The 20817-nt window shown below is 31.5% G+C and carries 15 protein-coding genes; 14 read left to right on the top strand and 1 reads right to left on the bottom strand.

The features are described 5' to 3' along the window. Positions 1-48 precede the first annotated feature (48 nt). Genes gcvT through KLA_RS15750 form a run of 4 tightly spaced genes read left to right on the top strand, consistent with a single transcriptional unit; the run spans position 49 to position 3252 of the window. Entirely contained in the window at positions 49-1134 is a 1086-nt protein-coding gene (gene gcvT / locus KLA_RS15765; RefSeq protein WP_034646938.1) for a glycine cleavage system aminomethyltransferase GcvT, read from the top strand. 7 nt (positions 1135-1141) lie between these two features. Continuing rightward, complete coding sequence (locus KLA_RS15760) at positions 1142-2056, top strand: glutaminase (protein WP_013619872.1); 915 nt, start codon at positions 1142-1144, stop codon at positions 2054-2056. A 15-nt stretch (positions 2057-2071) separates the two neighbouring features. Beyond that, positions 2072-2905 carry a sugar nucleotide-binding protein gene (locus tag KLA_RS15755; RefSeq protein WP_034646936.1) on the top strand — a complete coding sequence of 278 codons (834 nt, stop codon included), beginning with the start codon at positions 2072-2074 and terminating at the stop codon, positions 2903-2905. A gap of 59 nt (positions 2906-2964) precedes the next feature. Beyond that, on the top strand, positions 2965-3252 hold the full coding sequence (locus tag KLA_RS15750; protein WP_013619874.1) for a 4a-hydroxytetrahydrobiopterin dehydratase: 288 nt from the start codon (positions 2965-2967) through the stop codon (positions 3250-3252). Between the two features lie 33 nt (positions 3253-3285). On the opposite strand, the gene KLA_RS15745 is transcribed toward KLA_RS15750, so the two are convergent. Then, on the bottom strand, positions 3286-4236 hold the full coding sequence (locus KLA_RS15745) for a bile acid:sodium symporter family protein (RefSeq protein WP_034646934.1): 951 nt from the start codon (positions 4234-4236) through the stop codon (positions 3286-3288). 156 nt (positions 4237-4392) lie between these two features. Here KLA_RS15745 and KLA_RS15740 point away from each other — a divergent pair, with 156 nt between their 5' ends. The 10 genes from KLA_RS15740 (at position 4393) to KLA_RS15695 (ending at position 20505) form a co-directional block, all read left to right on the top strand. Continuing rightward, positions 4393-5157 carry an exodeoxyribonuclease III gene (locus KLA_RS15740; protein ID WP_034646932.1) on the top strand — a complete coding sequence of 255 codons (765 nt, stop codon included), beginning with the start codon at positions 4393-4395 and terminating at the stop codon, positions 5155-5157. Between the two features lie 443 nt (positions 5158-5600). Then, positions 5601-7928 carry a chondroitinase-B domain-containing protein gene (locus KLA_RS15735; protein WP_034646930.1) on the top strand — a complete coding sequence of 776 codons (2328 nt, stop codon included), beginning with the start codon at positions 5601-5603 and terminating at the stop codon, positions 7926-7928. Positions 7929-7931: 3 nt separating this feature from the next. Then, positions 7932-10196: an alginate lyase family protein gene (locus tag KLA_RS15730; protein WP_034646928.1), complete on the top strand. Its 2265-nt coding sequence runs from the start codon at positions 7932-7934 to the stop codon at positions 10194-10196. A 348-nt stretch (positions 10197-10544) separates the two neighbouring features. Next, the gene (locus tag KLA_RS15725) at positions 10545-13646 is read left to right on the top strand and encodes a SusC/RagA family TonB-linked outer membrane protein (protein ID WP_013619879.1); all 3102 of its coding nucleotides are present in this window, start codon (positions 10545-10547) and stop codon (positions 13644-13646) included. Positions 13647-13671: 25 nt separating this feature from the next. Continuing rightward, positions 13672-15117 carry a RagB/SusD family nutrient uptake outer membrane protein gene (locus KLA_RS15720; RefSeq protein ID WP_013619880.1) on the top strand — a complete coding sequence of 482 codons (1446 nt, stop codon included), beginning with the start codon at positions 13672-13674 and terminating at the stop codon, positions 15115-15117. 25 nt (positions 15118-15142) lie between these two features. Continuing rightward, positions 15143-16117 carry a PKD domain-containing protein gene (locus KLA_RS15715; protein ID WP_013619881.1) on the top strand — a complete coding sequence of 325 codons (975 nt, stop codon included), beginning with the start codon at positions 15143-15145 and terminating at the stop codon, positions 16115-16117. Positions 16118-16127: 10 nt separating this feature from the next. Further along, on the top strand, positions 16128-17030 hold the full coding sequence (locus tag KLA_RS15710; RefSeq protein WP_034646926.1) for a polysaccharide lyase family 7 protein: 903 nt from the start codon (positions 16128-16130) through the stop codon (positions 17028-17030). A gap of 190 nt (positions 17031-17220) precedes the next feature. Further along, positions 17221-17925, top strand: a complete 705-nt coding sequence (locus KLA_RS15705; RefSeq protein ID WP_034646924.1) for a FadR/GntR family transcriptional regulator — start codon at positions 17221-17223, stop codon at positions 17923-17925. 144 nt (positions 17926-18069) lie between these two features. Beyond that, a complete protein-coding gene (locus KLA_RS15700; protein ID WP_034646922.1) occupies positions 18070-19698 on the top strand; it encodes an MFS transporter in 1629 nt (542 codons plus the stop codon). A 42-nt stretch (positions 19699-19740) separates the two neighbouring features. After that, positions 19741-20505: an SDR family NAD(P)-dependent oxidoreductase gene (locus KLA_RS15695; protein ID WP_034646921.1), complete on the top strand. Its 765-nt coding sequence runs from the start codon at positions 19741-19743 to the stop codon at positions 20503-20505. Positions 20506-20817: the final 312 nt, after the last annotated feature.

Raw genomic sequence — 20817 nt, 5'->3', positions numbered from 1 at the left:
TACCTTTGACAAAAAACTAACAATAGTCTAATTATATAAATTGTTTTAATGAAAAATACTGCATTAACATCTACTCACGAGGCACTTGGCGCTAAAATGGTTCCTTTTGCTGGTTACAATATGCCTGTTTCTTATGCTGGTGTAAATATAGAACACGAAACTGTACGTAACGGTGTTGGAGTTTTTGATGTATCGCATATGGGAGAATTTTTAATTGAAGGTCCCAATGCATTAGATTTAATACAAAAAGTAACATCTAACGATGCATCTAAACTAGTAGTTGGTAAAGCTCAGTACAGCTGTTTACCTAATGAAACTGGTGGTATTGTAGATGACCTTATTGTTTACAAATTAAAAGATGAGCAATATTTACTAGTTGTTAATGCTTCTAATATTGATAAGGATTGGAACCACATATCTAAATACAATGAAACTATAAATGCAGAAATGCGTAACATATCTGAAGGATACTCTTTATTAGCTATACAAGGTCCTAAGGCTATTGAAGCTATGCAGTCTGTTACATCTGTAGATTTAGCAGCAATTAAATTTTACACATTTGAGGTTGCAGATTTTGCAGGTATTGATAATGTAATTATTTCTGCCACTGGTTACACTGGTTCTGGCGGATTTGAAATTTATTGCAAAAACGAAGACGTAAAACAAATTTGGGATAATGTTTTTAAAGCAGGTTTAGATTTTGGTATTGCTCCAATTGGTTTAGCTGCCAGAGATACTTTACGTTTAGAAATGGGTTATTGCTTATATGGTAATGACATTAATGACAACACTTCTCCTTTTGAAGCTGGGTTAGGTTGGATTACCAAGTTTACAAAAGACTTTGTAAATAGTGAAGCTTTAGCTGAGCAAAAAGCAAATGGTACTGAGCGTAAATTAATTGCTTTTGAACTTACTGAAAGAGGTATTCCTAGACACGATTATGATATAGTAGATACAGATGGCGCTAAAATTGGTGTAGTTACCTCTGGTACTATGTCTCCGTCTTTAAACAAAGGTATTGGGTTAGGTTATGTGCCAACGGCATTATCTAGTGCTGGTACAGAAATTTTTATTCAGATTAGAAAAAAAGCAGTTGCTGCAACTGTTGTAAAATTACCTTTTTATAAGGCATAATTTTTATATGATAGATTTTCAAGGTATTATCAACAACATTCATAACAACTTAATTAAGGAAGAGGTTAAGGGTGTTGTTGCATCTTACATTCCAGAACTGTACAAACAGAGTACTAATAGTTTTGGCATTTATTTACAGTGTATTAACGGAGAAACTTATGCTGCTGGTGACGCATACACTCCTTTTTCTATACAAAGTATTTCTAAAGTTTTAGCACTATCTAAAGCTATAGCTTTTGAAGATAACCGTATTTGGGAACGTGTAGATGTAGAACCATCTGGCAACCCATTTAACCATTTGTCTTTATTGGAGTTAGAAAATGGAATACCAAGAAATCCGTTAATTAATTCTGGTGCTCTTGTAATTGCAGATATGCTTGTAACACATTTAAAAAACCCTAAACAAGATTTTTTAAACTATGTTAGAACCATTGCTAATGACCAGACAATAAATTACAATACAGATGTAGCTGCATCTGAAAAAAGAACTGGTTACGGAAACTTTGCTGCAGCCAACCTTTTAAAGTCTTTTAACAACCTAAATAATAATGTAGAGGATGTTTTAGATTTTTATTTTCACCAGTGCGCCATAGATATGAGCTGCGCACAATTAGCAAAAGCTTTTTATTTGTTTGCCAATGGTGGAAAGTGTGTAAATAACGTACAGCACATACCTGTTAGTCAGGCAAAACGTATTAACGCAATTATGCTTACTTGTGGTTTTTATGATGAAGCGGGTGAGTTTGCTTTTAGAGTAGGTTTGCCTGGAAAAAGTGGCGTTGGTGGCGGAATTGTGGCCTTACTACCTAATAACTTTATTATCTCTACTTGGGCTCCGGGTCTTAATGCTAAAGGAAATTCCTTGTTGGGAATGCAAGCATTGGAGCAATTTACGACTGAGACTAAGATCTCTATTTTTTAAGAACCAAAGTGAGTAATGAAAGAGAAGAAATCTAAAGATAGAATTTTAATTCTAGGTGCCAGCGGCTTTATAGGTAATGCCATATATAAAGAATTGTATGCCTATTATGATACTTATGGAACCTATTGTTTTAACCAAAAAGATTTTGAAGACAACGGTCAGTTTTTTTATTATAATGTAGAAGAAACAGATATTTACGAATTGTTAGAAATTGTAAAACCAGATTACATTATATCTGCTATACGTGGTAATTTTGCAGCACAAATATTAGCACACCAACACATAATAGAATACGTAACTACCCACAAAGTCAAGTTGTTATTTTTATCTTCTGCAAATGTTTTTGATGCTTACAGCAAATACCCATCTTATGAGTTAGACAAAACACTGTCTTTAAGTATTTACGGACGTTTAAAAATTAAGATTGAAAATATGCTGCTTAGATTACCAAAAAACAAAGCAATAATTATACGCTTACCAATGGTTTTTGGTAATAACACTCCCAGAATTAAAGAGATTAAAACACTACTGCAAAACAAAGAACCTGTAGAGGTTTTTCCTAATTTGGTTTTTAATGTTACTTATGTAGATAAATTAACGCAACAACTACATTATATTATTAATCATAAAAAAACTGGTATTTTTCATTTAGGAAGTGAAGATTTGGTACATCATGAAGATTTTATAAAAGAAATAGTATCTAAAATAGGATTGTATAACCCTGTATATAAAAGAGTTTTTACCTCTAATGATGATAGGTATTTAGCTGTGCTTCCAAAAAGCAATAAACTACCTAAACATTTACAAATTACTTACCAAGATACTATAGATCATCATCTTTTTTCCTAATAAATAGATTATTACATGACTACTTCTTGTAACTTTGTAATACACTAAATTTTATACAGATGCAAAAATATACAACTGAAGAAATAACAAGTAAATTAAACAATTTAGATGGTTGGGATTATACTGATGGTGCTTTAGAAACTACTTTTGAGTTTAAAAATTTTAAAGAAACCTTTTGTGTAATGACACGTATTGCTTTTGAATGTGAATTGCAAGGTCATCACCCAGACTGGACCAATGTATACAACACGCTAACTATACGCTTAAACACTCATGATGCAGGTGGAGTTACAGAAAAGGACTTTGTACTAGCCAAAACAATTGAAGAAATTATAGACAGTGAGTAAATAAATAACCTAGCCATTATGCGCTAGGTTTTTTTATACTTTTCTTTTTGCTAGTTTGCTTGCAATTACACTTATTATTAAAATTTGTGTTGCGTGAAAAAGCATTATAGGCAGTAATATAATGCCTATTGCTGCCATATTACCAAATATTATTTTAGAAAAAACAGTACCATGTACTAATGATTTTTTTGTGCCGCAAAACTGAGCCGTAATTTTATCTTCTATATTAAAATTAAGCTTTGTAGCTATAAAGCCTGTACTAAAGTAAGTAATGGTAAAAAGAACCAATACACCTGCTAAAAGTAGTACCAAATCTAATGCAGAGACTGTACTAAAAATATTATTTGTAAAGGATGACGCAAAACTTTTGTAAATTATTAATAATATAATAGACTTGTCAAACAATGTAATTTTACTACTGTGTTTTTGTGCAAATGTACCAAGGTAACGTTGCAACAATAAACCTAATACTACAGGCAATATTATTTGTACAATTAGCTTTGTATAAATATCTATAAAATTAAAACTTGTTTGGTCATTAGTAACAAATAACCCCATCCATAAGGGTGTAACTAAAATCCCTATAATGCCAGATATACTTGCATTAAAAATAGCTGCAGGCATATTACCTTTTGCTATAGAAACCATTACAACAGATGAAGATACTGTAGATGGTAATGCTGCTAAAAAAAAGAATGCAAGCCAAATAGTTTCTTGCTCTTGGTTTAGTAAAAATGGTTTAACTATTAATACCAAAAGAGGAAACAATATAAAGGTAGCTACTTGCACTAAAATATGCAGTTTCCAATTCTTTAAACCAGCTTTTAACTTAGACGGACTTAATTTTAATCCGTAAAAAAAGAAAATTAAAGATATACCAACACTACTAATTGTATTTATAACCTGTTTTACTCCCAGTTCTGGAAAAAAATAGGCCAAAACAATTGCTACAATTATAAACAGTACAAACTTATCAATCTTCATAATCTACTTTTCTAAAATACAATATTAAGCACTTGTTACTTCACATTAAAAATAATCTCTCTTAAAATACTTTTATTTTTGAGGTTAAACCAATTCAATTTTTTAATTTCATCCTAGAAATACAATATTTTATTTTAACCCATAAAGTAACGACTAATGCACATAATATCTTGGAATGTAAATGGTGTACGCGCTGTAGTAAAAAAAGAGTTTTTTGAATCTGTAAAATATATGAATCCAGATATACTTTGTATTCAAGAAACTAAAGCACAAGATAATGAGGTTGCCAAGGCACTTTCTCCATTAGAAAACTTTAGTTTAGCATCTAACTCTGCCAATAAAAAAGGCTATTCTGGTACTGCAACATTAAGTAGCACAAAACCCCTTACTATTAAAGCAGATATTGGTATAGAAGCACACGATACTGAAGGTAGAGTACTTTGTACTGAGTATGAAAATTTTTACTTGGTAAATGTTTACGTACCTAATTCTGGTCAAAAATTAGATAGGTTAGAGTACAGAAAACAGTGGGATAAAGACTTTTTAGACTATTTAAAAAATTTAGAAAAGAAAAAGCCTGTAATTGCTTGTGGCGATTTTAACGTAGCACACAAAGCAATAGACCTAAAAAATGATAAAAGTAACTACAATAAAACTGCTGGTTATACACAAACAGAAATTGATGGTATGAACAATTTTATAGCTGATGGTTTTGTAGATTCTTTTAGAATGCTACACCCAGATGAAGTTGTTTATACGTTTTGGAGCTACCGTTTTAAATCTAGAGAACGCAATACCGGTTGGCGTATAGATTATTTTTTAGTAAGCCAATCTATAAAAGACAAAGTTAAAGAGGTAACTGTTTTCTCTGACATTATGGGATCTGACCACTGCCCTATTGGACTTAAAATTGATTTTTAATTTAAGGTATTAAGTATATATAACGCCTATAGAATAAAAATTTCTATAGGCGTTTTTTAGTGTTATTAATTATCATAATTTATTAAATATTTATAAATGCAAATTTATATTTTAGTCACTACCTTAAATTGTAACATTGTATTTATATAAGGTCAATTATAAAAGTTATAAAACAATATTTTATAACTTAAAACTGATATTCTGTTATAGAGTTAAAATTCTTCATTTTTAGGTATTCTATAAATTACTAGCGTACAATCCTCTAGCACGCCAGTATTAACAATGCAATAATAAAAAAATAACACCTTAATAACCCATTAGCAACTACGTATTTTTTTATTTATTTTTTTACACTATTAGTAATTTAACAGTCAATAAATTACATTTTTAATTTATAATATATATATTTGGTAAACCAATCTGGTTAACCAATTTTATATTTTATGCAAAAACATACATTATACTTAGCTTTTATACTACTTTTTAGTATTACATCATGCACACAAAAAAAGAATACCGTAGCTACTTTACAACAATTTAACACTGCTGTAAAAAATGCACAACCTGGAGATGTAATTACACTGGCTAATGGCGTATGGAACAATACCGAATTACTTTTTGCTGCAAAAGGCACAGCAGAAAAGCCAATAACTTTAACTGTAGAAGAAAAAGGTAAGGTAACTTTAGAAGGGCAAAGTAACTTACGTATTGCAGGTGAACACTTAATTATTAATGGTTTGGTATTTAAAAATGGTTATACTCCCACTAATGAAGTTATCTCTTTTAAACAAAATGCTAAAACTCTTGCAAATAACACTAGACTAACAGAATGTGTTATAGATAATTTTAGTAACCCAGAACGTCACGAACCAGATACTTGGGTTGCTATATACGGTAAAAATAACCGAATTGACCACAACCATTTAACTGGTAAAAAAAATAGAGGTGTTACCATGACGGTTAGGTTAAATTCTAAAGAAAGTCAAAACAACAATCATAAAATAGATCACAACTATTTTGGACCTAGACAAAACTTAGGCTCTAACGGTGGTGAGACTTTACGTATTGGAACTAGCCATTTTTCTAGAACAAACTCTAATACTATTGTAGAAAATAATTATTTTGATAGGTGTAACGGAGAACATGAAATAATCTCTAACAAATCATGTCAAAACACATACAAAAACAATGTTTTTTATGAGTGTACAGGTACATTAACTATGCGCCACGGTAACAGAACTATGGTAGATGGCAACATATTTATTGGCAACAATAAACCTAGCACAGGTGGTATTAGAATTATTAATGGTGAGCAAACTGTTATAAATAATTATGGTATTGGATTAACTGGTTACCGTTTTAGAGGTGCTTTTGTTATTATGAACGGAATTTACAATTCTCCTATTAATAGGTATGACCAAGTTAAAGATGCTGTTGTAAAAAATAACACTTTTGTTAATAGTAACCACATTCAGTTATGTGCAGGTAGTGATGAAGAACGTAGTGCTCCTCCTGTAAACTCTGTTATGGAAAATAATATTTTTTATAATGAGAGTAAAGATTCAATTTTTACGGTTTATGATGATATTAATGGTATTACATTTACAAATAACATTATTAGTAAAAACATAAAACCAATTACTGATACTGGGTTTGTAAGTAAAGATATTGAGTGGGTAAAAAATACAGACGGATTGCTAGTTCCTGCTAACTCTAACTTAAGAGCTGGTGCTAAATTACCAGGTGAAATTCTTAAAAAAGAAGATACAGGTGTTAACTGGTACTCTAAAAAAAATACTGCTGTTGCCTTTGGTACTGGTAAAAAAATTACAGTAGAACCAGGTTTAAATACTTTGTTTGAAGCTGTAAATAATTCTTCAGCCGGAGACGTAGTAGAGCTTACTGCTGGCGAAACTTATACTTTATCAAAAACTATAGCTATAAATCATCCTATTACTATCCTTTCTAATTCAGATAAAAAACCTACTATTTTATTTGAAAAGAAAACCTTATTTGAAATTAACAATGGAGGCAGCTTAAAATTAACTGGAATTAATTTTGATGGTGAAAGCGCCCCAGACAGAACAGGAAATTCTGTAATTACTACTAGTAAATACTCAATGAACAAAAATTACAAATTGTTTATAGATAATTGTGACTTTGTAAACTTAGATGTTAACCATTCTTTTGATGCTGTAATGGTTTACAAAAACACATTTGCAGACACAATTAGTATTAAAAATTCAAAATTTAATACTATTAGTGGTAACGTTTTGGCTTTAGATAAAGAAACTGAAGATATTGGTATCTATAATGCAGAATATGTAATCTTAAAAAATAATAGTTTTAACAATGTAAATGGTGCTGTTTTAAGTTTACACAGAGGTGGTAAGGATGAAAGTACTTTTGGTCCGTTTTTAGAATTAGACCATAACACTTTTGACGCTATTGGTTACGGTAAAAGAAATAAATACAATGCTGCAATTAACTTATATGGTGTGCAAGTAAATACTATTACCAACAATATATTTAACAACACAAAATCGTTAAAAATGCATTTAGTTGTTGGTGAGCCAATAGTAGATATTTTAAACAATAATTTTTACAAATCTGATGGTTTAGAAGTTACTGGTGATCAAAAATACAATGTTAAAAACCTATGGACATTAGATCCTAAATTTAAAGAAGGTACTTATACATTATCTAAAAATTCTGACCTTTTAAATAAAGGTACAGATGGCAAAAATTTAGGATTAATTAGTAATAACTAGATAATGATTGTAAAAAAATATATATGCTTTATTTTAATATGTTTTCTTTTTGCTTGCAAAAAAGATAATAAAGCTGCCATTAAAAATAATGTAGAACAAAATACTGCAAGCCACCCTAGTTTAATACTTACCCAAAAAGGCGTAAAAAATATTAAAGCACAGTTAGGAACAATTCCTTTGTTTGATAAAACTTTAGAAGATGTTAAACAAGATGTAGATGCAGAGATTAGTAAAGGTATTGCTGTTCCTATTCCTAAAGATTTTTCTGGAGGTTATACGCATGAACAGCACAAAAAAAACTTTCTAATACTACAAAAAGCTGGTGTGCTTTATCAAATTTTAGATGATGAAAAATATGCTGTATATGTAAGAGATATGTTTTTAGAGTACGCAAAATTATACCCTACTCTTCCTTTACACCCACAAGAAAGATCTTATGCAAGAGGAAAACTTTTTTGGCAGTGTTTAAATGATTCTAACTGGTTGGTATATGCTAGCCAAGCATACGATTGTATCTATAATTGGTTATCAAAAGAAGAAAGAGAACATTTAGAAAATGATTTATTTATTCCGTTTGCCAATTTTATATCAGAAAAAAATCCACAGTTTTTTAATAGAGTACACAACCATAGTACCTGGGGTAATGTTGCTGTAGGAATGATTGCTCTTGTAATGGATAATGATGAGCTATTACAAAAAGCTCTATACGGACTAAAAACAGATTCTATTGCGGCTAATTTAAAAGATGATGATGGTGGATTTATAAAAAATAAAGATCAGAAAGTTGGTTTTTTAGCAAACTTAGATGAACCATTTTCTCCTGACGGATATTATACTGAAGGTCCTTATTACCAAAGGTATGCTATGTACCCATTTTTAATTTTTGCACAAGCACTAGAAAATAAAAAACCTGAACTTAAAATTTTTGAACATAAAAATGCAGTACTAACAAAAGCTGTAGAAGCATTAATTAACCTAACTGATAAAGACGGAGAGTTTTACACAATTAATGATGCACAAAAAGGAATGTCTTACTACTCCAGAGAATTAGTAACAGCTGTAGATATTGCTTACCATTACGGAGGCAATAACCCAGAACTATTAAGTATTGCAAAAAAACAAAATAAAGTAAATTTAGACGATACAGGTTTAGCAGTAGCATTGGGTTTAAAAAACAATTTAGATAAACCTTTTAGAAAAAAATCTATTACTTTAAGAGATGGCTCAAATGGCAACCAAGGTGGCATAAGTATATTACGCAATAATAATTTAGAGGTTATTTTTAAATATACAGCACAAGGTCTTAGTCACGGTCATTATGACAAGTTATCTTTTTTTATGTATAATAATGGTACAGAGGTTATACAAGATTATGGCTTGGCAAGGTTTGTTAATATAGAACAAAAAGGTGGCGGTAACTACTTAAAAGAAAATACTACTTGGGCAAAACAAACAATAGCGCATAATACCGTTATACAAAATGAAACTTCTCATTTTAATGGCAAGTATAGTATAGGTAGCAAAAACCACTCTAACCAATACTTATTTAATATTTCTGAAAAAATTAAAGTGGTTAGCGCTAAAGAAAATAACGCATACCCTGGCACAGAGTTACACAGGACTATGGCTATAGTGACAGACTCTTCTTTTATTAAACAACCATTTGTTTTAGATATTTTTAATGTTATTGGTACATCAACAAACAAATACGATTTGCCTTTCTATTACAAGGGGCAAATAATGCAAACAAATTTTAAGTATACACAACAAGCTACATTAAAAACATTAGGAGACAAAAATGGCTATCAACATTTATTTGTAGAGGCTTTAGCAGACGCACCAAATAGTAACTTAAAATTTAATTGGATGCACAATAATGTATTTTACACATTAACTTCTGCTACACAAGCAACAGACAAAATTATTTTTGCCAGAATTGGTGCTAACGATCCAGAATATAATTTAAGAAGAGATCCTACTTTAATCATTAGAAAAACTAATACTAAAAACGCATTATACGTAAATGCCATAGAAGCACATGGTAGCTACAGTCCTGTATCAGAGTTCTCTGTAAATGCTTACAGTAGTATTGCTAAAATAGAAACCCTTTTAAATACTAAAGACTATACAGCTATACGCATTACAAACAATAATAAACAGTCTAAACTATTTATTTTTTCTAATACAAACCCAGACAAAACTACAGCACATTCAATTACAATTAATGATAATGAATTTAACTGGGTAGGTCCATACACTTATAACTAACTTAATTTTATCTATATGAAAAAAAATGAAATGTCTTTTATCCTAATACAGAGAGTTTTACAAAAAAACTTATTAATGTGTATTTAATTTTTTTTTAACAAAATTTTTACATATATTCGAAAAGTATAAACTGGTTAACCAGTTTGGTTAACCAAATTTAAATAGAGCACAAAAAAAGGATAGGTGCACGCCTATCCTTTTACAAATACTTCTTTGGAGGGAAGTAATAAATATGTAGTATAAAAACATATTCTTTACAAAAGTAATGATTATTTGCTTTTAGCCTAGAGAAATGGTTTTTAAGTTACTACAGAACACTATTAACTCAATTAAACTAAACAATTAATTATGAACTTAAAAACAAAGCTAATTTTGGTTATGACACTATTTTGTAGTGCTATAACTATAGCTCAAGAAAGCTTTCCTATAAAAGGTACGGTAGTCTCTTCTGCAGACAACTTACCTATTTTAGGAGTAAACATTATCATTAAAAATACTGCTACAGGCACAACTACAGATTTTGATGGCAACTATGAAATTAAAGCTAAAAAAGGTGATGTTCTTCAATTTTCTTTTATTGGATTTATTACTAAAAGTATTACTGTAGCAGACCAAACTACCATTAATGTTACTTTAGATGAAGATGCTAGTAAGTTAGATGAAGTTGTGGTTATTGGTTATGGTACACAAAAAAAATCTCACCTAACAGGTTCTATTTCTAAAGTAGTAAACGAAGATTTAGGACAAATTGCTGTTTCTAGGGTAGATGATGCCTTAGTAGGTCAAGTATCTGGTGTTAACATACAAGCTACAGAAGGTGAAGCTGGTTCTGATCCTACAATTAGAATTAGAGGAACAGGTTCTATTACAGGTAACTCTGGACCACTAGTTGTTGTAGATGGTGTTGTGGTTCCTAATGACTATTTGGGTTCTTTAGATATGAATGACGTTGAATCTTTTGAAATTTTAAAAGATGCAGCTTCTGGTGCTATTTATGGTTCTAGAGGTGGTAATGGTATTATACAAATTACTACAAAATCTGGTAAATCGGGTGAAACTAGGTTTAGCTACTCTACATTAACTGGTGTTAAAACAGCAAGACAGAGTGATGCTTACTACTCTACAGTAGCAGAAACTGCCGCTGCAGAATTACAGTTTACACATACACTTTCAGACCGTACAAGATACAAACAGTTAATTGGCGTAGATACCAACTGGCAAGAAATTATTTTTGATGGTGGTATTATTACAAACCACTCTTTAGGTATTAGAGGTGGTAATGATAAATTAAGATTTAGTACAAACCTAAACTACAACCATGATGAAGGGGTTTTACTTACTGATGATTTTAAAAAATACAGTGTAAAAGTTAGATTAGATTATGATGTTACAGATAACTTAACAATTGGTCTTAGTGCTACTCCTTCTTACACAGAACGTAGACGTTTTGATGGTAGTACACATGATATTTTAAGACAACCTTCATGGCTACCAGTTTACCATGATGAAAACACTATACAATTTGTAAACAGAGTGCAAGATGGTGGTAAATGGGCAGACGTACAAGTTGGCGATTATGCTTTACAATACCATTTTGATGGGTATGATTTAGATGCTGGTGCTCCTGCAGACAGTGGAGGTACAAGTATTAGTAACACTTCTAACACTAACCCTGCTGCAAAAGTACTAGAAAGAGACCGTAGAGATTTTAGAAGTAAAATTCTTGGTAGCTTTTATGCTAAATACAAAATTAATGACGATTTAAGCTTTAAAACTACACTTTCTGGTGATTACCAAAGATACAGACAACAAAGATGGCAAGGTGTAGAGGCTAACAGAAACGGAGCAAGTGCTGCTCAGTTAGATAGTACAAATACCAGAACACAACACTTAGCTTTAGATAATGTATTATCATACAACAAAACTTTTGATAAGCATGATCTTGGCATAGTATTAGGTGCATCTGGTGAACAATATAAAACAGAATTTGAAACTATTAGCTCACAAGGTTATACAGATGATAGTTCTCGTTACATTAACAGAGATGACATTACTAATGAATATGAAGAAGAGTACGAAAGTACATTACTATCATTCTTTACAAGAGTAAATTATGCGTATTCAGACAAATACTTAGCTTCTTTTAGTTTTAGAAGAGATGGTGCTTCTGTATTTGGTCCAAACAATAAATATGGTAACTTCTTTGCAGGTTCTTTAGGTTGGAACATCTCTAGAGAAAACTTCTTAAAAAATAGTGATGTAGTTAATAACCTTAAATTTAGAGTTAGTTATGGTGTAACTGGTAACAACTCTTTTAGAACCGGTAATAACTTAATTAACAACTACCCTTACCTATCTTTAATAGACAATTCTATTGCCTCTGGTGTTACAGGTGGTGTGGTTACAAATGCTGCTAACCCTTTAAATATATCTAATCCAGATTTAAAATGGGAAAGACAAGTAGAGTTTAACCCTGGGGTAGACTTTGGTTTCTTTGGTAATATTTTATCTGGTTCTGTAGATTACTATAAAAGAACTAGTGACCAACTACTACTAAATAACCCAATTGCCTCTACAACTGGTTTTACTAATGCTCTTGTAAATATTGGAGAGGTAGAAAACTCTGGTGTAGAAGTTGAACTAAGAACTAGAAACGTTGCTGGTCCTAAATTTAAATGGACAACAACTTTTATTACATCTACCAATAAAAATGAATTAACAGATTTTGCTGACTCTAACGGACAAATACAAAATGTAGATTCTAAAAGAGCTTCAGAATGGATAAATTTAGAAGGTAACCCTATCTCATCTTTTTACGGGTGGGTTGTAGAAAGAGACATTCCTTTAGAATTTTTAAACAATCCTTTTCACCCAGTAGGCGGTGAAGCACAAGATGTTTATGTGAAAGATTTAAATGGTGATGGCATTATTGATGATGATGATAAAACTATATTAGGAAATCCTTACCCAGAATTTGTGTGGAGTGTATCTAACGACTTTAAAATAGGCAATTTTGATTTTAGTTTTATGTTTCAAGGTAGCCACGGAGCAGAAATTAGAAATATGGGAGACCAATACATATTTAACCACTTTAACAGTTCTCAAGATTTTGTAACTGGTCCTACAGGAGATTATGTATTAACTACTCCTAATCAAGAATTTATTAAACAAAAAATATTTACTAATGACATTATTCAAGATGCTTCATACATAGCATTACGTAATATTAACCTTGGGTATAACTTTAGTAAAGATGTTGCATCTCAATTAAAAATTAGAAGCGCAAGAATTTATGTATCTGCACAAAACATAATGTACCTAACAGCAGATGACTATACTGGTTTTAACCCAGAGTCTATTAATACTACATCTGCAACCACTTATGGTTACCAAAGAGCTGGTTCTCCAGTATTCAGTACAATCTCAGCAGGTTTAAACATAGAATTTTAAACTACTAATTTAAAAATATATAATCATGAAAAAACTTAAATTTTTAACATTAATAGTCATTACAATTTTCTCTGTATCTTGTGAAGATTCATTTTTATCACCAGAACTAAAAACTGGTACAAGCGGAGATGCTTTTTATTCTAACGATGAAGAATTAGAAGCTGCAATAATTAATATTTACGACGGTTTGCAAGGTGTAAATGCATCCAAGCTTACAAACTCTAACTTAAACCACGCAACACAAGTAGAGTTTTACGTTACAGAAATGCGTAGTGATAATACAAGAACAAAAAGTCAAGAAGGAGAAGCTGCACAGTTTGAAAGTTTTGCTATAGAAGCTACTAACGGTATTGTAGCTGATTATTACAGAAGTTTTTACGATGTAATTTTTAGAGCAAATGTTGTTTTAGATAACATTGGTTCTGCATCAGAAGCTACTGCTGGTAAAATTGAAGGTGAGGCTAAGTTTTTAAGAGCTTACGCATACTTTAATTTGGTTCGTTTATATGGCGATGTTCCTTTAGTTACTAACGTTATTGCACCATTAGATACAGAAACAGCTTTTACAAGAGTTAACTCTGCAGAAATTTACAATGTAATTGTTGCAGACTTACAAACTGCTGTAGATAATTTAGATGATACTTATAAAGACAGAGCTTCTAAAGCTGCTGCACAAGGCTTACTAGCTAAAGTATATTTATCTCTACCAACTCCTAACTATGCACAAGCGCAATTGCTTTGCGAGGAAGTTATGAACCCTGCAAGAGGTTATAGTTTATTAACCAATTACAGTGATATCTTCTTCTCTGAACTTAATAACGAAGTTATTTTTGCTATTGGTTATGAACAAGGAGACAATAATAACAGTCAAAATTTTTCTGCAGAATGGTTAAACTCTGTTGGCAGAACTAGTGGCGTAAACTACGCTACTACAGATGTTGTTGCTGCGTTAGAAGAAATGGGTGGAGACAGAACTCAATATACATACAGAGTAGACCCTTTTCAGCCTACAGAAAACCAAGCAATTAAATATTTGCCAAACGGAGAAAGCGGTGGAGACAACGGAAGAACTTTTAGTTCTGATGCACAAGCTGCTGGTAATGATTGGATTGTTTTAAGATACGCAGATGTTGTTTTACTTCATGTAGAAGCCATTTTAGGTGGTGGTGAATCTACCTCTAACTCAAATGCACTTACATCATTTAACTCTATTAGAAATAGAGCTGGCTTACCTGATGATGAAGACGGTGTTATTACAAAAGAAGAATTGCTAAATGAAAGACGTGTAGAACTTGCGTTTGAGAACAAACGTTTGTTTGATTTAATTAGAATGGGAGAAGCTGTAAATGTTTTATCAGAATTTGCTACAGAAAATGGATATAGTTTTTCTTCTACAGACTTGTTATTACCTATTCCACAAAGAGAAATAGGCTTAAGTAAAGGTGTATTAACACAAAACCCTGGTTACTAAAAAACTATAGTTTAAACATATAATTATGAAAAATAATAGAAATACTAATAAATTAAAAAGCTCTGCAGGACTATTAACTGCAGTCTTTTTACTAATCATATCTTTTTCTTCTTGTGATTTAGAGTATGATATTGCAGACACAGCTTCAATTGAAGATTTAACTCCTCCGACAGCATTTTTTGCTGCAAGTCAAAACACTGGTTCAGATGATGCCTGGAAAACATATACATTTAGTAATCAATCTAACAGTGCTACACAATACAACTGGGAGTTTGTACATAATTCAGGAGAAGTAGTTACGTCTACAGAAGTAGAACCAGAACACACTTTTCCTGGAGAAGGCGATTTTGTTGTAACATTAACAGCCTCAGACAACCTAGGAGTAGAAAGTGTTTATACAGAAACAATTACAGTTGTAGAACCAGAAGTTCCAACAGTCATCACACCCGTAATTTCAGAATGGGCTTTTGAAGATGGTACAGAAGAAGGCGGTGATACTCTTGGATGTGTATTTATACAAGCAGACGGAACCCCTAAAGATCCAAAAAACGACGGTACTAACTGTTGGCGAATTTTAGGAGCAACTGTACACCAAACAAGTTCAGATGGTGCTTATGCAGTTCCTTTTGATAGCTCATCAGGAAAAACTCAAGGAGCAAAATATCCTGCTACAGGAGAAGGTAATGATAGAGCGTCTTACCAAGCTTTAACAGTTACGCCTAATGCAAAATATGTTGTAACATTTCATTATGCACTTAAAAACGATGGAGATAAAGTAAGAGTTGGTATACTTAACGGATGGATGGATAATGCTAGTGAACTAGAAGCTACTGGTTTTATTGCTGAAGCTGATGGAGATGTTGCTCTAGGAAAAAATAATTTTACAGAAGTAACTTTTGAGTTTGAAGCAAACGCTACTGGTGAAATTGCTATTTGGATAGATAATGTTAGTACAGGTGATACTTACGTAGATAATATTAGTATTGTACCAGCTCCATAATATTAAAAAAATGAAGAATTTCCGTAAAGAAATAATAACTATACTATCAATTGTATTTCTTACTACTACCGCTGCTTGTCAAACCGCAAAAAGCAGCGTAGTAGAAACGGATACTAAAATTACTAAAAAGAAAAAAAGAAAAAAGAAAAAATACAAGTTGCCAGAAATAGATTTAAGTCACTGGAAAGTTACTTTACCTATTGGTAAGCCTACAGAAATAGAGCCTCCAGAAATAATTAATTATGCCACAAACAAAACACTAATGCCATTTATGTATAATGACTCTGTTTCTGGTGCGCTTGTTTTTTATGCCTACCCTAGCAACGCTACTACTGCAAACACTAAGTACTCTAGAACAGAACTTAGAGAACAAATGCAACCAGGCAGTAATAACGTTAATTGGACATTTAAACAAGGTAGAGAGTTAAAAGGTAAGCTTGCTGTAGAAGATATTTCTAAAGATAGTAATGGTAAATATCACAAAACCATCATTATGCAAATACACGGCAGACTTACTAACCAACAAAAAGAATTAATTGGTCAAAAAGATAATAATGCTCCTCCAATGCTAAAAATTTATTGGCAGAATGGAAAAATTAGAGTAAAAACAAAAAAATTAAAGAGTTTAAGTTTAACCAATACTGAAATTTTACACGAAACTGCTTGGACTGACGATGAAGGACACACGTTTGATGAAGAAGTTGGTTTTAAAAAATTCACACTAGAAGTTAAAGTATCTGAAGGAAAAATGATTGTTTCTTTAAATAACAATGAATTTAAAGTATATGAAAACATACATATGAAAAAATGGGGTGTTTTTGAAAACTATTTTAAAGCTGGTAATTATTTTCAGTCAAGAGACAAAAACTCTTATGCAAAAGTTAAATATTATGAATTAAATATTACAGAATAAGTTTTAGTTAAGTTACGTGTAATACGTAGAGTTAGTTCTAGTTTTTGTTATCACCAGTGCTTTATAGTTCTGGTGTTAACAAACACTAAAAATCAATAGCAGCTAATAAAACTTAACTATTTTTGATCTTAAGTAAACATTTAATATTTAATGCTAGTTTAAGACCATTTAAAAGTTAATAATTTTTATTATGAAGTTAGAAGCACAACCAACAAATGATAGCAAACAAATACAGAACTCTATAATTAGTAATATTAGAGATCTTATTAATTTAAAAAATTTGGAGCCAGGAGACAAATTACCTTCTGAGCGTATGCTGTCTGATAAATTTGAAGTTAGCAGAAGTAATGTAAGAGACGCAATTCAAAAATTAGAATTCTATGGTCTACTAAAATCAATTCCGCAGAGCGGAACTTTTGTCGCTAATATTGGTGTTATTGCTTTAAACGGAATGATAGATGACATACTAAGGTTAGAAAGTCAAGACTTTAAATCTTTAGTTGAAACAAGAATTTTACTAGAATTAAAAACTGTTCGTTTGGCTTCTTTAAGAAGAACTGAAGAAGATTTAAAAAATATAAAAGCAGCTTTAGTTGCTTACGAATCTAAAGCATTAAGTGGTGAAGATGCAGTACAAGAAGATTTACTATTTCATTTAGCTATTGCAAAAGCTTGTGGTAATAGTACTATTAACACTTTTATGTTAACCATAACACCACAAATAATTATAGATTTTGAAAAATATCACGTCTGTGATAAAGATCAAACAGTTAAAGGAATTAAAGAGCATACAGAAATTTATGAAGCTATAAAAAAACAAGATCCAATATTAGGTAAACAAAAAATGAAGGAACACTTCAATGCATTATATCAATATTGCTATAACATAAAATAACACTATTAAAAAGATACATATTGCACGTAATATCTTTTTAAAGAATAAAATTAAGGAGGGAAGTTAAATAATTAGATGACTAGTAATTAATAGTCCTAAAAATCTAATTAAAATACTCTATACACTCCTTTTATATATAAAAATATGAAGGTAAAAGGATTAAGATGGTGGGTAGTAGGACTTGTTGCTTTAGCAGCAGTAGTTAATTACATAGACAGACAAGCTTTTGGAGCTCTATGGCCAGATATTGCCCAAGATTTATTTCCAGAAATGGATAAAGATGGTCATAAAGTTATATTCGGAACCATATCAACAGTATTTATTATATCATACGCCAGTGGACAAGCTCTATTTGGTAAAATTTTTGATTGGATAGGTACAAGAATGGGGTTTGCCATATCTATTGGAGTTTGGTCTATAGCAACTATGTTTCATGCTTTGGCCCAAGGAATGCTTAGTTTTTCTATTTTTAGATCAATTTTAGGCGTAGCAGAGGCTGGTAATTGGCCTGGCGCAGCAAAGGCAAATGCTGAATGGTTTCCTACAAAAGAAAGAGCACTTGCTCAAGGAGTCTTTAATTCAGGAGCCGCAATTGGTGGTATAGTAGCATATCCTGTTATCGGATTATTATCAACATTTTTAGACTGGAAATTAATATTTATAGTTGTTGGTGCTCTTGGTTTATTATGGCTATTACCTTGGCTTTATATTGTAAAATCTGCTCCAAAAACACATCCTTGGTTATCAGAAGATGAAAGAAAATATATACTCTCTGGACAAAAAAATCAAGATATTGATGAAGATGGAAATTATGATGATGGATATGTACCTGATACAGGAAAACTGCTTAAACATAAAGAAAGCTGGGGCGTAATAATTGCTTCTGCTGCTTTAGATCCTATTTGGTGGCTTTTTATAGTTTGGATTCCTATATACCTATCTGAGGTATTTGGAATGAATGTAAAAGAAATAGCTTTCTCTGCTTGGGTTCCTTATGTAGGAGCAATGATTGGTGCATGGTATGGAGGTTTACTAGCCCAAAAGAAACTTAATTTTGGATGGACTGTAGACAAAACTCGTAAATATGTTATTACGCTGGGATGTATAGTAATGATTCCATGTTTTATTCTACTAAAATACCCTGGTGCGCCTCAAGTTTTAGGAGTTTTTGGAGTTGAGGAATCTGCAGCTTTAACAATGGCTGATCCACAAGTTAAAAAGATAATGGATAATGATGCATTCAAGGATTTAAAATCCGATAAACATTTTATTGAAGAAATTGCTGGAAATAGTACTGATGAAATTAAATCTAACCCTAGATTTAAGAAAGCATATCAATCTGCTGTTTGGGAAACACCTAAAGCCGAAGCAACAAAAGAAGAACGTTTATTACCAAAATATGGACCACCGTCAGATTCTGGAATTGCTGCTCTTGCCTCTCTATCAAAAATTAATAATGCCAGAAATACTGCAGCTTTAATTGCAGTTGTAATTATGGCTATATTATTATTTGGATTTCAAATTGCAATTGGAAACATACAAACATTACCAAGTGACCTTTTTAGTGGAAAAATAGTAGGTACATTATCTGGATTTGCAGGTATGGCTGCTAAACTTTGTGCAGCCGGACTTACGTTACTAGTTACTTTTATAACTGCAGGTGGTAATTATATACCAGCATTTATCATAGGTGGTGCATTAGCAATAATAGCTCTTTTAGCAGTATGGATATTATGCCCAAAAATAGAACCTCTAAAACCAAAAAATAATTAAAAATTAAACATAACAGGATAAATAAAAATAAAACACATAAAAATGAGCAAAAACAAAGGAAAAGTAGCAATAGTTACAGGTGCCACAGGTGGTATAGGTTTTGAAGTAGCAAAAAGATTAGGAACTGATGGCTACACAGTTATTTTAAATGGAATTGATGACAACGCTGGTGCTGAAAGGGTTGCAGAACTTTCTAAAGAAGGTATAACAGCAGAATATATAGGTTTTGATGTCACAAAAGAAGAACTAGTAACAGAAAATATTGTAAAAATTGGTGAAAAATACGGAAGAATAGACGTGCTTGTGAACAATGCAGGTGGTTTAGGTGGCAGATCTAGATTTGAGGAAATGACAACTGAATTTTACAGGTTTGTTATGGCATTAAATTTAGATTCAGTATTCTTTGCTTCTAGAGCAGCTATACCATACTTAAAAAAAGGAGAACATCCTTCAATAATTAATTACACTTCTAATGCTGGATGGACAGCAGGTGGACCAGGAGCTGGTATATACGGAACCTCTAAAGCTGGTGTTCACGCTATTACAAGAGCATTAGCTAAAGACTTGGCTGAATATGGCATAAGAGTTAATGCTGTATCACCAGGTACTATTGATACACCATTTCATGCACAAATTAAATCTACTAAACCTGAAGTATTTGCTTCATGGGCAAATAATATTATGTTAGGAAGATTAGGTCAACCTGAAGATGTTGCTGGTGTAATCTCTTTCTTAGCAAGCAAAGATGCATCTTTCATTACTGCAGAAACAATTCAAATTGGTGGTGGTCAAGCATTAGGAATTTAATGATTATAAATACCGTATAGAATATTAGATTAACAACAGTATTCTTATAGAAAAAAGGAGGGTAATACATATTACCCTCCTTTTATATTTTAACACATTAGTAAACACTAACATTAAATACACAAGACAATATTTACTACGGATATATAGACTTGTTAAGCAATAATTTAAACATTATACCATACACACCCATATAAAACACCAAAAGCCCTAGAATATATATTCTAGGGCTTTTTTTGTATGTAGTAGTAATTAGCTTTTAAATGGTTTTAAATAGCTTGATTTTAAGTTTAAAGCAAAAAAAAGCCCTTA

The sequence above is a fragment of the Cellulophaga geojensis KL-A genome, from assembly GCF_000568425.1.
In the GTDB taxonomy this organism is placed as follows: domain Bacteria; phylum Bacteroidota; class Bacteroidia; order Flavobacteriales; family Flavobacteriaceae; genus Cellulophaga; species Cellulophaga lytica.
Note: the sequence above shows the minus strand (reverse complement) of the source record. Positions and strands in the feature narration are given on the sequence as shown.

Bases quoted from the DNA above. Each gene is read 5' to 3' on its own strand.
- gcvT (WP_034646938.1), top strand. From the start codon at position 49: ATGAAAAATACTGCATTAACATCTACTCACGAGGCACTTGGCGCTAAA.
- KLA_RS15760 (WP_013619872.1), top strand. From the start codon at position 1,142: ATGATAGATTTTCAAGGTATTATCAACAACATTCATAACAACTTAATT.
- KLA_RS15755 (WP_034646936.1), top strand. From the start codon at position 2,072: ATGAAAGAGAAGAAATCTAAAGATAGAATTTTAATTCTAGGTGCCAGC.
- KLA_RS15750 (WP_013619874.1), top strand. From the start codon at position 2,965: ATGCAAAAATATACAACTGAAGAAATAACAAGTAAATTAAACAATTTA.
- KLA_RS15745 (WP_034646934.1), bottom strand. From the start codon at position 4,236: ATGAAGATTGATAAGTTTGTACTGTTTATAATTGTAGCAATTGTTTTG.
- KLA_RS15740 (WP_034646932.1), top strand. From the start codon at position 4,393: ATGCACATAATATCTTGGAATGTAAATGGTGTACGCGCTGTAGTAAAA.
- KLA_RS15735 (WP_034646930.1), top strand. From the start codon at position 5,601: ATGCAAAAACATACATTATACTTAGCTTTTATACTACTTTTTAGTATT.
- KLA_RS15730 (WP_034646928.1), top strand. From the start codon at position 7,932: ATGATTGTAAAAAAATATATATGCTTTATTTTAATATGTTTTCTTTTT.
- KLA_RS15725 (WP_013619879.1), top strand. From the start codon at position 10,545: ATGAACTTAAAAACAAAGCTAATTTTGGTTATGACACTATTTTGTAGT.
- KLA_RS15720 (WP_013619880.1), top strand. From the start codon at position 13,672: ATGAAAAAACTTAAATTTTTAACATTAATAGTCATTACAATTTTCTCT.
- KLA_RS15715 (WP_013619881.1), top strand. From the start codon at position 15,143: ATGAAAAATAATAGAAATACTAATAAATTAAAAAGCTCTGCAGGACTA.
- KLA_RS15710 (WP_034646926.1), top strand. From the start codon at position 16,128: ATGAAGAATTTCCGTAAAGAAATAATAACTATACTATCAATTGTATTT.
- KLA_RS15705 (WP_034646924.1), top strand. From the start codon at position 17,221: ATGAAGTTAGAAGCACAACCAACAAATGATAGCAAACAAATACAGAAC.
- KLA_RS15700 (WP_034646922.1), top strand. From the start codon at position 18,070: ATGAAGGTAAAAGGATTAAGATGGTGGGTAGTAGGACTTGTTGCTTTA.
- KLA_RS15695 (WP_034646921.1), top strand. From the start codon at position 19,741: ATGAGCAAAAACAAAGGAAAAGTAGCAATAGTTACAGGTGCCACAGGT.